Origin of the sequence: Bacteroides sp. ET225 (assembly GCF_024733745.1) — a bacterium.
In the GTDB taxonomy this organism is placed as follows: Bacteria; Bacteroidota; Bacteroidia; order Bacteroidales; family Bacteroidaceae; genus Phocaeicola; species Phocaeicola excrementipullorum.
On the sequence record NZ_JANRHN010000052.1, the window covers coordinates 1 to 14,435 of the forward strand.

General features: G+C 41.5%; 11 protein-coding genes and 1 tRNA gene. 4 read left to right on the plus strand and 8 right to left on the minus strand.

The features are described 5' to 3' along the window. Positions 1–216: 216 nt before the first annotated feature. The 5 genes from NW212_RS14465 to nadA form a co-directional block, all read right to left on the minus strand. Positions 217–873 (minus strand): DUF2490 domain-containing protein, encoded by a 657-nt coding sequence (locus tag NW212_RS14465; protein ID WP_258339331.1) that lies wholly within the window; start codon positions 871–873, stop codon positions 217–219. Positions 874–942: 69 nt separating this feature from the next. Beyond that, positions 943–1,671, minus strand: coding sequence for a DUF169 domain-containing protein (locus tag NW212_RS14470; protein ID WP_258339332.1), 729 nt, complete (start codon positions 1,669–1,671; stop codon positions 943–945). Positions 1,672–1,865: 194 nt separating this feature from the next. Beyond that, positions 1,866–3,170, minus strand: coding sequence for a S41 family peptidase (locus NW212_RS14475; protein WP_258339333.1), 1,305 nt, complete (start codon positions 3,168–3,170; stop codon positions 1,866–1,868). 216 nt (positions 3,171–3,386) lie between these two features. After that, positions 3,387–3,460, minus strand: a tRNA-Asp gene (locus NW212_RS14480). A 389-nt stretch (positions 3,461–3,849) separates the two neighbouring features. Continuing rightward, positions 3,850–4,842 (minus strand): quinolinate synthase NadA, encoded by a 993-nt coding sequence (gene nadA, locus NW212_RS14485; protein ID WP_258339341.1) that lies wholly within the window; start codon positions 4,840–4,842, stop codon positions 3,850–3,852. Between the two features lie 450 nt (positions 4,843–5,292). Between nadA and NW212_RS14490 the strand changes: the two genes are divergently transcribed. Beyond that, positions 5,293–5,835 (plus strand): RNA methyltransferase, encoded by a 543-nt coding sequence (locus NW212_RS14490; RefSeq protein ID WP_258339334.1) that lies wholly within the window; start codon positions 5,293–5,295, stop codon positions 5,833–5,835. Between the two features lie 53 nt (positions 5,836–5,888). Here NW212_RS14490 and NW212_RS14495 read toward each other — a convergent pair whose 3' ends face one another. After that, the gene (locus NW212_RS14495) at positions 5,889–6,491 is read right to left on the minus strand and encodes a DUF4294 domain-containing protein (RefSeq protein ID WP_258339335.1); all 603 of its coding nucleotides are present in this window, start codon (positions 6,489–6,491) and stop codon (positions 5,889–5,891) included. 80 nt (positions 6,492–6,571) lie between these two features. Between NW212_RS14495 and NW212_RS14500 the strand changes: the two genes are divergently transcribed. Both NW212_RS14500 and NW212_RS14505 read left to right on the plus strand, forming a co-directional pair. After that, positions 6,572–8,617: a helix-hairpin-helix domain-containing protein gene (locus NW212_RS14500; RefSeq protein WP_375338000.1), complete on the plus strand. Its 2,046-nt coding sequence runs from the start codon at positions 6,572–6,574 to the stop codon at positions 8,615–8,617. Between the two features lie 70 nt (positions 8,618–8,687). Next, positions 8,688–9,467, plus strand: coding sequence for a radical SAM protein (locus NW212_RS14505; RefSeq protein ID WP_258339337.1), 780 nt, complete (start codon positions 8,688–8,690; stop codon positions 9,465–9,467). A gap of 79 nt (positions 9,468–9,546) precedes the next feature. On the opposite strand, the gene eno is transcribed toward NW212_RS14505, so the two are convergent. Continuing rightward, the gene (gene eno, locus NW212_RS14510) at positions 9,547–10,827 is read right to left on the minus strand and encodes a phosphopyruvate hydratase (protein ID WP_258339338.1); all 1,281 of its coding nucleotides are present in this window, start codon (positions 10,825–10,827) and stop codon (positions 9,547–9,549) included. Positions 10,828–10,992: 165 nt separating this feature from the next. Then, a complete protein-coding gene (gene rbr, locus NW212_RS14515) occupies positions 10,993–11,571 on the minus strand; it encodes a rubrerythrin (protein ID WP_258339339.1) in 579 nt (192 codons plus the stop codon). Positions 11,572–11,805: 234 nt separating this feature from the next. On the opposite strand from rbr, the gene NW212_RS14520 reads away from it, so the two are divergent. Continuing rightward, complete coding sequence (locus NW212_RS14520; protein ID WP_258339340.1) at positions 11,806–13,488, plus strand: SulP family inorganic anion transporter; 1,683 nt, start codon at positions 11,806–11,808, stop codon at positions 13,486–13,488. The last annotated feature ends 947 nt before the right edge of the window (positions 13,489–14,435 follow it).

Genomic DNA, 14,435 nt, shown 5'->3' on the forward strand with positions numbered 1-14,435 from the left:
GTGCTTACTTTTTAGGGACATTTACTGAATATCCCTATATATTTTCAGCCTGAAGACATGTATCTCTAAGCTGGAGATTTATATCTCTAGGCTAGAGATACAGATTTTCATGGGAATGGCAGATTTCCATGCGGCTTGCATGGCCTCCTTGTCCTGCACCGCCACATCTTAGCACGCATAGCCTTGCCTTGATTACCCGGACCGACCTGCAGAGTTTCAGAATTTCAGCCCCAACTCTACCCCCATGATATTGCGGCATTCTTTCGGTTCATATTGCCGGCAATAAAACAAGTCCAATGAACAGACCCTTGAAAGCTTGAACACAATTCCCGGACGGTAACGCATTCTGCTGACAGTAAAAAAAGCGTCGTCACCCAAAGGCTGAAAAAGTTCCGCCGAGAAATAAGGGGACAACACACTCTTGCCGGAAGAATAACTCAGCTTAAGCCGCGAGCGCAACCTGTCTTCCGATACGCCGTCAGCCGTTGTACGCTGCAATCTTTCACGAAGAGACAGCTTTATATTGCTCCAGCCTAAAGTGCCCGTCAAGCCCAATTTATAGCGGTTACGGACACCCCAGACACCTTCGCCTTTATACCGATAATGGAAAGCGTACCCTCCTTCAACCTTCAAATAAGAATTCGGCCTGTAATTCAGCATCGCGCTCAAAGTCCAACGGTCGGTGTGCTTCAGATTGTCTTTGGAACGAAATTCCGCATAACCGACAAATCCCAGCTTATGCGTCATTCTGTAATCCACCTTTATCAGACTCCATGTGGCGAAGTTCCCCGAGTTCGCTGCAACGGCAGGAACGGCGCCCGGCAGCATAAGCAAAACGAAAACAACAGCAAACGATATTTTGTGCAACCCCATAGTACCCCTGTTTAAAAAAAACAAATGTACTGAATATTAAGGGGAGAATCAAGGAAATTGCCAAAAAACTCAAATGCCGCTGCAATGCCCGTTTATCCTTTCTTTTACTTTACCCCAGGCACGTGTGCCGAACAGACAACATTGCCGCATAGTTACGCACATGGTTTTAAACCGATGAAAAGGAATGACAAAACTCAATTCATTCTCCCCTACATGCGGCCGCACCGAAGGATCAAACAGGCCAAGAAAGGTGCGGCTTCCCTTATCCCTGTTTTCCTTCACGGCAAGCGATACCACAGAAGAACATCCCGAACCGAACATGGAAGTCACGGCATCAGGCGAATTGTTGTCATAGAATGCCCAGGCACACAGACCGGAAAGCATATCGGGAGTGGCAAAAAACAAAAGTCCTTCGGCATCTTCAAAACCGTCGTCTACCTGATCAGCCCGCACGAAATTCAGAAACTTCTTGCCGGCCGCTTCAAGTCCGAGCTGCTCTATATAATCCGCCACCATTCCGGGTGTCTGCTTGTAATGTTCTTTCTGCGAAACAAAATCGGGAACATATTCAGGCATCGACGCAAATCCGGTATAAAACTTACCTCCGCCACAACCGATTACTTCTCCGTTCAGACTCACCGGAATGCCCTGACGCACACGTTGCAGCACCTTAAAAAAGCAGCCTCCGGTTTTCTCAGTGTCGGCCAAAGGAGTGTCTGAATAAAAGAACAGAACAGGCAAAGGAGCACATTCTCCGAACGCTTCCCTATAATCATTGACAAAACAAGAGATATTCATAGCAACAATAGTTTGGAAAGCAACAAATATACGGAATTCAGATTTATCTGCTGACGAAAAACAGAAAGAAAATAATCGAGCGAGGGTATGCCAAAATGCATGGCAGGAATTACTTCTTTTCCACGCTTCAAAATAAGTGCAGTCCGTTCATTTTTCCACATTATTCAGCCTTAATTCTTATTTCAATTGATATCTTACTTATTTCTCAAAAGATCAAGGGCTTTTTCTATCACACTATCTCCATTATTTAAAAACGTGTCAATATCTTCTTCAGCTACAATATCTGGTTGAATTCCAACACCTATAAATTCATTTCCATCGGTATCTAATTCATGTTTGGTGCAAATACAACAACCCAATCCAAATCCAAGATCAATAAAGATTGGATTTCCTGTACTTCCTCCGGTAGGAGTCCCGATAATTTTTCCTCTTTTAGCACCTCTGAACAGTACGCAAAAATTTTCAGCGGAAGAAAAAGTGGTAGCATTTACCAATAACACAATAGGTTTCTGATAAATTTCCTTTTCATTAATAGGTAAAATGGGGGCTGGAGTTTGCATATACCATTCCCGCGGATAATTCCAAGAAGCATGGGCTGCTATATACATTGGCGAACTCCATGTTCCTTGTGGAATGGGCAGATGGATAAAATGGCTGACAAGGTAATCTGCATTTAATGAATTTCCACCGCTATTATTACGAATATCAATAATTAAAGCATCTGTTTTTAATATTTCATCATACAGTTCATCGAAATATGCACGATTGAAATCAGAATTTTGAAAACTACCCACAGTCAACAAGCCTATATTATCTTCCTTTACCCTAAAGCTCATCGAAGGAGTATCTTTTTGTAAGTCCCATGAAAGATTTCTATTACTCTCTACTACAAACTCCTTCCCTTTTTCATTCTTGAATAAAATTTTACTTGATTTAGAGCCTTTATCCTTGGTCAATTCAAACTCTGCAAATGGTCTATATTTTGACCATTGGGAAGTTGAAGAAGCTAAATAAGGTCGAATATGTCTATTCCCATAATCCAGTACATTTTCGCCATCTATTTCTACAATCTCACACCCAGGATGTACTCCCGACTGTTGCAGATTTGAACTATATACATCCGTTACAAATACTCTATCACCGATTCTTTTAGTTTTCATCGGAAACGGCCGAATCCAATCAGACGGATTCTTGGGATTATTCATCGGGAAAATATATGTATGTCCATCATGAAGCTGATTACAAAGAATTTGCATCCCTTTCAAGAAATCTTCATCGGATGAAGTTGCTATCAAAGACGGCATCGAAGCTACGCACAAACTATCCCAATCGAATTTTAGTTTATCATAAAAAGCAAAATTGTATTTTACTTCTGTGCAAAAACGCGACAATATATAAGCTTTCGTAGGTGCATTTAGTTCGGTTTCCCCAGTTTGTCCATATGCAAAAGTATTTTTTACAAATAAACAAACACATAATAGTATAAGAATCTTTTTCATCTTATGATAAATTCAATATGCAATTTCTATAATCTTAGAATTACCTCTATTCGATTGCAAACATAGGAAATTCTTAATTAATATCATCGCCGTTAGACAAAATCAATTCTTCAATATTGATTTATTTGCCAGTTTGTTCAGAAAAGCCCCATTGCATTATAATAGAAAACAAACATCCGGCTTTGCATCAAAGAATGCAAAGCCGGATGTTTGTTGCGGTGCGTACGGGACTCGAACCCGTGACCCCATGCGTGACAGGCATGTATTCTAACCAACTGAACTAACGCACCATTAAGTTTTGATTTTGCTGCTTTCTCTCTCGATTGCGGTTGCAAAGGTACAACTATTTTTCTTATCTGCAATATTTTCAGAATATTTTTTTTATTATTTTTTTTAACCATCTGGATATCAGAATCTATTGAAACCATCTTAAATAGACTGCATTCTCCATTGCTCGACCAAAACTGGTTGCCTCTATTTGAACCAAACATGCAGGCATAAAAAAAGGAGTACCGCTGTACTCCAACCTTTGTTAACCTTAAAATCTAATACTATGAAAAACACATTGCAAAGATACGGACTTTTGGGTTATCTGCAAATGTTCAGCCCAAAAATCCATGTTTTACAACATGTTTTAACAAGAAGATGTTTCAGCTTAGAGGCTGTTAACAAATAAATGTCATAAACCTAGCTTTGCAGAGATCTCCAGCATCTTTTCAATCGGCTTTATGGCTTTTTCTGCGATTTCCTGGTCCACCTGCACTTCAGGCCATTCAAACTTCAAGGTGTTATACAGTTTTTCAAGCGTATTCAGGCGCATGAAATTGCACTCGTTGCATGCGCAGGTACTGTCTTCCGGAGGAGCTGGTATGAAATTTTTTCCCGGACACTTCTTTTTCATCTCATACAGGATTCCGCTTTCTGTAGCTACAATGAAGTTTTTGTTGTCGCTCTGCATGGCAAACTTCAGCAAGCCGGCCGTAGACGCTACTTTATCGGCCAGTTTGGCAACGGCTCCCTTGCATTCAGGATGCACAAGCACCTGCGCATCGGGATACTGTTTCTTCAGTTCCAGAATCTTCTCCACCGAAAACTTCTCATGCACATGGCAGGCTCCGTTCCAAAGAAGCATGTCGCGTCCTGTAATCGAGTTGATGTAGTTTCCCAGATTTTTGTCGGGACCGAATATCAGCTTCTGATCTTTCGGAAAGCTTTCTACAATCTGGCGCGCATTGGTAGATGTGACCACAACGTCAGTCACAGCTTTTACGGCTGCGCTTGTATTTACATACGAAATCACCTTGTATCCGGGATGTTCATTCACAAAACGTGCAAACTCATCGGCCGGACAACTGTCGGCCAGCGAACATCCTGCATTCAGATCGGGTATAAGCACCTTCTTGTCGGGACAAAGAATTTTAGCTGTTTCTCCCATAAAATGTACGCCGCACATGACAATGATATCTGCAGAAGTCTTTGCGGCCCATTGTGCAAGTGCCAGGCTATCTCCTATAAAGTCGGCTATCTCCTGGATTTCGTCAGCCTGGTAGAAGTGCCCTAAAATGACAGCGTTCTTTTCCTTGCAGAGTTTCTTTATCTCCTTTCTCAAATCAATGCCTTTGTCAACGGCTTCATCGGCATAACCCTTTTTCAACCAATTTTCTTTATTCATCATAATCTTATTATTTTTTCTTCTTTTTAAAAGAAATGTATGATAGTGATAATATCCGGTTAATTGTGTTAGAAAAAAAACATCTGTTGATTTGCTTTTTCCGTTATTAAAGCAAGGAAACGAGATATGAGTGCTTCATTCACATCTTTAATCCTTGATATTGTTCTTTTTATATGTTCTATTAACAAATTGTTCATTTGTTGCAAAGTTAAAAACTTTTCATTTATCCGCTTGCTGAAATCGGGTAAGAATGTGTTTAAATTGCAGATACAAAAAATAAGTTTCTTTCTTTGCATTGTTCGCTTTCCGGCATTTATAGGAATTTATGCGGAATGTGCAAGAACTTTTTTTCATTTTCTTTTCCCATACTATTTACATGTTTTCAACAGGGTTATGAATATAGTTTGTATCTTTGTACACATCTAAAAACACTTTTACTCTATGTCTGAAATGAGAAAACTGAAAATTACGGAAATGAACCGCCTGACGGCAGATGAATTTAAGGAAGCCAGCAAGTTGCCGTTGGAGGTGGTGCTTGATGATGTTAGAAGTTTGCATAACATCGGAGCTGTGTTCCGTACTTCGGACGCGTTTCTTATCAATCGGATTTGTCTTTGCGGAATAACTGCCACTCCTCCTCATCCGGAAATGCACAAAACGGCTTTGGGGGCAGAGCTTACGGTTGGATGGAAGTATTTTGATACAACGCAAGAGGCTGTAGATGAACTTCATGCGTTGGGATATACGGTATTGGCTGTTGAGCAGTGTGAAGGCAGCACCATGCTCGACAAATTTCAGCTTGAGCCAGGGAAGAAATATGCCGTTGTATTGGGAAATGAAGTGAAAGGGGTAAAGCAGGAAGTTGTGAATATGTGCGACGGATGTATCGAGATTCCGCAATACGGAACTAAACACTCCCTGAATGTTTCTGTTACGGCAGGTATCGTTTTATGGGAATTTGCGTATAAAATGAAGGAACTTTTCGGATATTAACCGCTATGTTTATTAGTCGGTTTATAACATGTTAATTATTTGAACGACAATAGTTACAGTTGGCCGTTTTCTACAAGAGTAGCGACTCTTTCAATCATTTTGTCTTCATCATCCGGACGATATTCCTTTTTCAGGCTTGCTCCAAACAGAGCAGCGAAAGTCTGGTAGAATCCGGCCTTGAAGGGCCCCATGAAGGCACGCACCAGTTGGAACGAAGACTGGTTGCATTCCCGGTCAACCAGTTTTATCAACAGCTTGCCTTGCGAGAATGTTAATTTCTTCATTCTTGGTGTGTATTGCTTTTTCAAGCCTTTTTCAACAGCTTTGATGTGTTTCTGTTTGGCCTCTTCATCGGGAAGAGTTTCCAGGTATTCGTATGTTTCTATGACGGCATTCCGCACTTCCTTGGCAAGAGGGAGTGTCTTCTTCACATCTCTCACCAGTTTGTAATAATATCTTTCCTGACGTTTGTTCTTGAATTTCAGTTCAGGGTAAACGTAGACAAGTCTGAGCGTTATATGAGGTATAGTGTCACCGTTGTATATGATGGCAGGGACTTTATACCCTTTGATTTCGGTGTGAAGCTGTTCTTGTCCGTAAGCTTTGAATGCCAAAGCGAACGGCAGAAAAAATAATATGTATAGCCATCGTTTCATATTGGCAAAAATAAAAATAATAATTTGATTTTATGCCGTTATTAACGTATTTATGTGAGTTGTTAACCCTGTTTATTTCTATGTTGAAAAAGTTTTATTTGGTCTGTATATTAAGTTGTTGCATCTGTTCAAATCTCTGTGCACAGTCTGAGTGGATGGAATGGTGGGAGCATATGGATACTGACGAAGGCGTGTCGTTTATGCAGGAGCAGTATGAAGAGCTCAGCGAACTTGCGGAGCATCCTTTCAATATCAACACCATCACAAAAGAGCAGTTAGAGCAGTTGCCTTTTCTTTCTGATAAGATGATTGAAAATATTTTGTATTATCTGTATAAGTATGGTCCGATGCTGACAAAGAATGAACTTCTCGGTGTAGAGGGAATGGATGTGCAGACGAGGCGGTTTCTTGAAGATTTTATATATATAGGGCCTGCAGAAGATGACAGAAAAGATATGGGGTTCCGGAAAATATGGAAATATGGCAAGCAGGAACTGATGGCTCGTGTTGACTTCCCTGTGAATAAGAAAGCTGGATACGCTGAGTATTCAGAAAAAACGCTTTCTGAAAATCCTGACAAAAAATATATAGGTGATCCGTTTTATCATAATGTGCGGTACAAGTTTCAATATAAAGATCGGATATTCTTTGGATTTGCTGCTGAAAAAGATGCGGGCGAACCGTTCTTTGCTTTGTATAACCGGAAGGGATATGATTTTTATTCGGCCAGTCTGTTTCTTAACAACTTTGGAAAGATCAAGGCATTGGTTCTTGGAAACTACCGGGCAAGTTTCGGATACGGGCTTGTAATGAACATGGGATTCAATATGGGGAAGTCATCTTCTTTGGGAAGCATGAACCGTGTCGGAAGAGGGCTTATGAAATATGCTTCTACCAATGAGTCGGACTACCTTCAGGGAGCTGGAATAACTGTGAGGCTGGCAAGAAGGTGGACAGGATCGGTTTTCTATTCTTTCCGCATGCAGGATGCACGTGTGGAGGACATGTTTATAAGAACGATGAAAACGGATGGATATCATCGTTTGAAGAAAGATATGGAAAAGAAAAATACAGTCAATAATCACTTGATTGGTTGTAATTTATCTTATAATGGCAAATATATGGAATATGGATTAACTGCTGTTTATAATGTTTTCAACAAGCTGTTGAATCCTGCCCCTCGTTTGTATAATCGGTATTATCCGAGGGGGCAATGTTTTTTCAATATCGGGGCAAATTATAAATTTTTTCTTCAAAAACTGATTTTGTCTGGCGAGCTGGCTTTTGACAAGTCGGGAGCTTTGGCCATGCTTCATACATTGAGTTATTCACCGTCTGTTAATACTACATTCATATTTATGAACAGATATTATGACAAGCGTTATCAAAGTCTTTATGCGAACGGTTTCGGTGAAAATACCAAGACTCAAAATGAACTTGGGTTCTATATAGGACTGGAAACAAATGCATTGTCTAAATGCAAATTGGTTTCATACGTAGATTTCTTTTACTTTCCGTGGTATCGGTATCAGGTGGACAGACGGAAAACAATAGGATTGGAAGGTGTTTTTCAGTTAAGTTATTTACATTCAAATTCACTGAATATGTTGATAAAGTATAGCTGCAAAAACAAGGCGAAAAACTTTATATGGAAAGAAGAGGAGAAATATATTTTGCCGAATATCCGGCAGCGTTTTCATGGGCAGGTTTCATATCAATGTACGGACTGGATGCATATGAAAGGTGTGGCAGAATATGTCCGTTCATCGTATTGGAAACAGCGGCCTTCTAACGGGTATGCGGGGAGTGCAACATTTAAGTTGGGAACTGAAAAGTTTCCTTTGCGAGGCTCCGTTTCGGCTTCTTGTTTTTTTACGGATGATTATGCTTCGCGCATCTATCTTTATGAACCAGGACTGCTTTATGCTTTTTCAATGATGTCGTTCTATGGAAAAGGAACCAGGCTGGCATTAAATATGAACTGGCGGTGGAAAAAACTGTTGACAATTCAAGCGAAATGGGGATGGACACATTATGGCGACCGCAGCTCGATTGGTTCGGGTATGGAAAAGATACAAGGCAACAATAAATTTGACCTGCAATTGCAATTGCGAATAAAATGGTGAAGAGCAAAGGTATTATGCGTACGGGATTGAATAATTTGTTATTTTTGTAATCAATAAAAAAAATACAGTTATGTCTACAGTCATTTATTCAGCTCCTATATTCGGTCCTGTTCATAGCCGGCGCTTGGGAGTATCGTTAGGTATCAACCTGCTTCCTGCTGACGGTAAAGTGTGTACTTTCGATTGTATCTATTGTGAATGCGGGTATAACGGCCAGCATCGTCCTAAATTGAAGGTTCAGACGCGTGAGGCAGTGCGTGAATCACTTGAGGAGCGGCTTATTGAAATGAAGGCAAACGGTCCATTTCCTGATGTGCTGACTTTTGCCGGTAACGGAGAGCCTACGGCCAATCCTTATTTTCCAGAGATTATCGATGATACGTTAGCCTTGCGAGATAAATATTTTCCAGATGCGAAAGTGAGTGTTTTAAGCAATTCTACTTTTATCCGCAAGCCCGAAGTGTTTGCGGCGTTGAATAAGGTGGACAATAATATATTGAAACTGGATACGGTGGATATTGACTATATTCGGAAAGTTGACCGTCCTGTCGGGCATTATGATTTGGATGAAATTATCGAGGGGTTGAAAGCATTTAAAGGAAATCTCATAATCCAGACCATGTTTATGAAGGGAAAAACGGATGGAGGAGAAGATGTGGATAATACTTCTGACAAGTATGTATTGCCTTGGTTGGAAGTGATGAAGGAGGTTTCTCCCCGTCAGGTGATGATTTATACCATTGATCGCGAAACGCCTGACCATTTCTTGATGAAAGCTTCGCATGAGGAACTTGACCGGATCGCTGCGTTGGTGAAGAAAGCTGGAATTCCGGTGAGTGTTTCTTATTGAAGCTGATATAAAAAATAATCGCAGATTCCATCGATTTATGAATCAGTGGAATCTGCGGATTAAAGTATTTAGCTAAAGATTATTTGATGCGTTTATACCCATAAACGGCCAGATCGCCCAGCTCTTCTTCGATGCGGAGCAGCTGGTTGTATTTAGCCATACGGTCTGAACGGCTTAATGAGCCGGTCTTGATCTGTCCGCTGTTGGTAGCTACGGCAATGTCAGCAATGGTTGCATCTTCCGTTTCGCCTGAACGATGAGAAGTGACGGTAGTGTATCCGTGGCGGTGAGCCATTTCAATAGCGTCGAGTGTTTCACTTAATGAGCCTATCTGATTTACTTTTATCAGAATGGAGTTGGCGCATCCCATGGCAATGCCTTTCGACAGGAATTCTACATTTGTCACAAACAGGTCGTCACCTACCAGCTGGCAATGGTTTCCGATGCGTGCAGTCAGTTTCTTCCAGCCTTCCCAGTCGTTTTCGCTCATTCCGTCTTCGATCGAATCAATAGGATATTTGTTGATAAGTTCTTCCAGATAAGCTATCTGTTCGTCAGAAGTGCGTTTCTTTCCGTGTTCGCCTTCAAATACGGTATAGTCATAGATTCCGTCTTTGTAGAATTCAGAAGAAGCGCAGTCCATGCCGATCATGATATCCTTTCCCGGTTCATAGCCTGCTGTTTTGATGGCTGTGATGATGGATTCCAAAGCGTCTTCTGTGCCTGTCAGCGAAGGAGCAAATCCGCCTTCATCGCCTACGGCCGTGCTTAGTCCGCGGTTATGGAGCACTTTTTTCAGTGCGTGGAATACTTCTGCACCCATTCGGAGGCCTTCGCGGAATGAAGAGGCGCCCACCGGGCGAATCATGAACTCCTGGAAAGCAATGGGAGCATCGCTGTGTGAGCCGCCATTGATGATGTTCATCATCGGGACAGGCATCACGTATGTGTTTACACCGCCGATATAACGGTAAAGCGGGATGTTCAGATAATTTGCCGCTGCTTTAGCTACAGCCAGCGACACGCCGAGGATGGCATTGGCTCCCAGATTCGATTTGGTCTTTGTGCCGTCAAGTTCCAGCATTTTCTTGTCGATGGCGCGCTGTTCGAGCGATGACCATCCGGCCAATGCCGGGGCAATGATTCTGTTTATATTTTCGACAGCTTTCAGCACGCCTTTTCCTCCATACCGTTTCGGGTCGTTATCTCTTAGCTCTAATGCTTCATTTTCGCCGGTGGATGCACCGGAAGGAACAGAAGCGCGTCCGATAACGCCTGATTCCAGTTTTACTTCCACTTCTACGGTAGGGTTACCGCGTGAGTCAAGAATTTCTCTTCCGACAATAGCTTTGATTTTCATGATGCTTTATGTTTTTGAGATTATACAATATTCCAGCTACAAAATTGAGAACTTCTTTCAAAGAAGGCAATACCTTGAATTAGGTATTTTGCAGGATTAAAAAAGAGGATGGAGCCCTCAATTCTGAAAATCGAATTCCCATCCTCTTGTTTATATGTTGAAAAATCAATAATTATTTTTCTTTACTTCAAAGTAAGCCTGCGGATGCAAACATGCCGGGCAGATTTCGGGAGCTTCTTTGCCGACGAACAAGTAGCCGCAGTTACGGCATTGCCATATTACTTCGTCATCTTTCTTGAATACCTTTCCTTCTTCTACATTTTTTGCCAAAGCCAGGTATCTTTCTTCGTGGCCCTTTTCAGCTACGGCAATTTCACGATACATTTTGGCGATGGCCGGGAATCCTTCTTCATCTGCGATGTCGGCAAATTTCGGATAGTCAAGGCTCCACTCTTCGTTTTCTCCTGCTGCTGCTGCCTTCAGGTTTTCGAGAGTCGTGCCTATTACGCCCGAAGGATAGCTGGCGGTGATTTCCACCATTCCGCCTTCCAGCCATTTGAACATCCGTTTCGCATGTTCTTTTTCCTGGTCAGCCGTTTCGGTGAAGATGGCTGCGATTTGTTCATATCCTTCTTTTTTGGCTGCACTTGCAAAATATGTATAACGCATTCTTGCCTGTGATTCTCCTGCAAACGAAATGCCAAGGTTTTTTTCTGTTCTTGTTCCTTTAATGCTCTTTTCCATAATTTTCTGTTTTTAATTGGTTAGTGATCTGTTTTCTTTGACAAAGGTAACTATTTTATTCAAATTTGTAATAATTACAATATTTATTTAGTTTTTATTAAGACTATTCCTTGTGTGCTGGATGGATATTGCAATTTTTATTTATCTAAAATACGCATTATTTGGAGTTAATGTTCAAATAATTACCTACTTTTGCACTTCTTTTGAGAATTATAACACTAAACAGAATATTTTATGAAAGGGGTTGAATTTAAACCGAAACTATTTGAAACATTAAAAAACTATTCGAGGGCCAATCTGATGACGGATGTAATGGCTGGAGTTATTGTGGGAATCGTGGCTTTGCCTTTGGCCATCGCTTTTGGCATTGCATCTGGAGTGAGTCCGGAAAAGGGAATTATCACAGCAATCGTTGCCGGATTCATTGTTTCTTTTTTGGGAGGAAGCAAGGTGCAGATAGGCGGGCCGACGGGTGCCTTTATCGTGATTATTTATGGAATTATTCAGCAATATGGAATCGAAGGTCTGATGGTCGCTACAATGATGGCGGGGGTGCTGCTCGTATTGTTGGGCGTATTTAAGCTGGGAACAATCATCAAGTTTATTCCCTATCCTATCATTGTCGGCTTTACGAGCGGTATAGCATTGACTATCTTTACGACTCAGATTGCGGATGTGTTCGGGCTGCGGTTCGGAGATGAGAAAGTGCCGGGTGACTTTATAGGGAAATGGATGCTTTATGCCCGCCATTTTGATACGGTCAATTGGTGGAATGTGGCGGTTAGCATTGTAAGCATAGTGGTTATCGCTCTTACTCCGAGGCTTTCAAGGAAGATGCCTGGTTCGCTGGTTGCTATCGTTTTGGTGACGGCCGGTGTGTATTTCCTGAAGATGTATGGCGGAGTTGACTGCATCGATACGATAGGCGACCGTTTCAGCATCAAGTCGCAGCTTCCTGAAGCGGCTGTCCCTTCACTCAATTGGGAAGCCGTTAAAAACCTGTTTCCTGTGGCCATTACCATCGCTGTCTTGGGGGCTATCGAGTCGCTGCTCTCAGCTACAGTTGCAGACGGTGTGATCGGTGACCGGCACGATTCGAATACAGAGCTGATTGCGCAAGGCATAGCCAACATTGCCTCTCCTGTGTTGGGCGGAATCCCTGCAACCGGAGCTATTGCACGTACGATGACTAATATAAACAATGGCGGGCGTTCGCCGGTAGCCGGCATTGTTCATGCGGTGGTGCTGTTGCTGATATTGCTTTTTTTGATGCCTTTGGCCCAGTATATTCCGATGGCTTGTCTGGCGGGGGTTCTTGTCGTGGTTTCTTATAATATGAGTGGCTGGCGGGTTTTTAAGGGACTGCTCAGAAATCCGAAGTCTGACGTGGTGGTGTTGCTTATGACATTCTTTCTTACTGTCATCTTTGATCTGACCGTGGCTATTGAGGTAGGCTTGGTGATTGCTTGCGTGTTGTTTATGAAGCGTGTGATGGAAACGACTGAAATATCTGTCATTACGGATGAGATAGATCCGAATAAGGAATCGGATATGGAAATGCACGAAGAGCATTTGGCTGTGCCCGACGGAGTGGAGGTGTATGAAATCAACGGTCCTTATTTCTTTGGAATAGCTACGAAATTCGAAGAAATCATGGCGCGTTTGGGTGACCGTCCTAAAATTCGTATCATCCGTATGCGGAAGGTGCCTTTCATCGATTCCACCGGCATCCACAACTTGACAACTTTCTGCGAAATGTCGCAAAAAGAGAATATCCATCTGATTCTTTCGGGAGTGAATCCTCAAGTGCATGCCGTATTGGAAAAGGCCGGATTTTATGAGATGCTGGGAAAAGAAAACATTTGCAGCAACATTAACGAAGCATTGGATGTGGCCAGAAAGGAATTGAATGGTTAAGGATTGATGTCCTGCAGTTCTAGCCAGTATTTAATTGATAAAGACTATTAATGCCGGATTCTAATTGCTGAAAAGATGTTATAAAGCATGGACTTTTGGGCTGAATATTTGCAGATAACCCAAAAGTCCGTATCTTTGCAATGTGTTTTTCATAGTATTAGATTTTAAGGTTAACAAAGGTTGGAGTACAGCGGTACTCCTTTTTTTATGTCCTTTCGTTTCTTTCTCCTTTTGTACAAGAATGTGTTCTGTATTTTTTGTGCTATATTTTCCTTATGGAAACCATTATTCCTTGGAGACTGTTTGAATTTTAAGGTTTGATATTGAAATGGTGTTTCTTATTTCCATGAAAATGATTATTCTCTGGTTGCAAACTTAGGGTTTGTTTTTAGTTTTCTCCGGCTTTAATTTGTGGATTGTTCTCAAGGATTTAAACGTAAGGGAAAGCTGATAAGATGATTAATTGGAAAAATTAAATAGAATCTTAGGTTAAAGATGTCTATCTTTAGCCTGGAGATATATATTTTTGGGCTGGAGATTTGCATCTTGAGGTTGGAGATATGGATTTTTCCGAAAAAGTTTGTTTTTTTACTGCAGGCCTGCTAAAAAATATTGGGGTCAAACAGTTTTTCTTCTGAATAAATGTTTGAAGTATATTATTATATGTATAAGGCCTTCTCTTTTACTCTTTTTTCTTTTCATCTTTTTATATAATGTATATATCTGTTTTTCAGATAATTGCTGTTTGGGATGCAAAAAAGTTTGAAAAAAGTTTGTCTTTAGTCTTGCAGTTTCGGAAAAAGTGTGTACCTTTGCACTCGCTTTCGGGGATGACCCGGGGCGAGATGAGAAAGAGATCATTGAAATTGTGAGGACAGACAACAAGGATAGTGCGGTTTCGCAGTTTTGCTTCGGCATTCGGCGGTACCGCGGACGAGCGAGGGAAT

Excerpts from the sequence above, each read along its gene's own strand:
- eno (WP_258339338.1), bottom strand. The coding sequence starts at position 10,827 with ATGAAAATCAAAGCTATTGTCGGAAGAGAAATTCTTGACTCACGCGGT.
- NW212_RS14490 (WP_258339334.1), top strand. The coding sequence starts at position 5,293 with ATGAGAAAACTGAAAATTACGGAAATGAACCGCCTGACGGCAGATGAA.
- rbr (WP_258339339.1), bottom strand. The coding sequence starts at position 11,571 with ATGGAAAAGAGCATTAAAGGAACAAGAACAGAAAAAAACCTTGGCATT.
- NW212_RS14500 (WP_375338000.1), top strand. The coding sequence starts at position 6,572 with ATGTTGAAAAAGTTTTATTTGGTCTGTATATTAAGTTGTTGCATCTGT.
- NW212_RS14520 (WP_258339340.1), top strand. The coding sequence starts at position 11,806 with ATGAAAGGGGTTGAATTTAAACCGAAACTATTTGAAACATTAAAAAAC.
- nadA (WP_258339341.1), bottom strand. The coding sequence starts at position 4,842 with ATGAATAAAGAAAATTGGTTGAAAAAGGGTTATGCCGATGAAGCCGTT.
- NW212_RS14470 (WP_258339332.1), bottom strand. The coding sequence starts at position 1,671 with ATGAATATCTCTTGTTTTGTCAATGATTATAGGGAAGCGTTCGGAGAA.
- NW212_RS14475 (WP_258339333.1), bottom strand. The coding sequence starts at position 3,170 with ATGAAAAAGATTCTTATACTATTATGTGTTTGTTTATTTGTAAAAAAT.
- NW212_RS14505 (WP_258339337.1), top strand. The coding sequence starts at position 8,688 with ATGTCTACAGTCATTTATTCAGCTCCTATATTCGGTCCTGTTCATAGC.
- NW212_RS14465 (WP_258339331.1), bottom strand. The coding sequence starts at position 873 with ATGGGGTTGCACAAAATATCGTTTGCTGTTGTTTTCGTTTTGCTTATG.
- NW212_RS14495 (WP_258339335.1), bottom strand. The coding sequence starts at position 6,491 with ATGAAACGATGGCTATACATATTATTTTTTCTGCCGTTCGCTTTGGCA.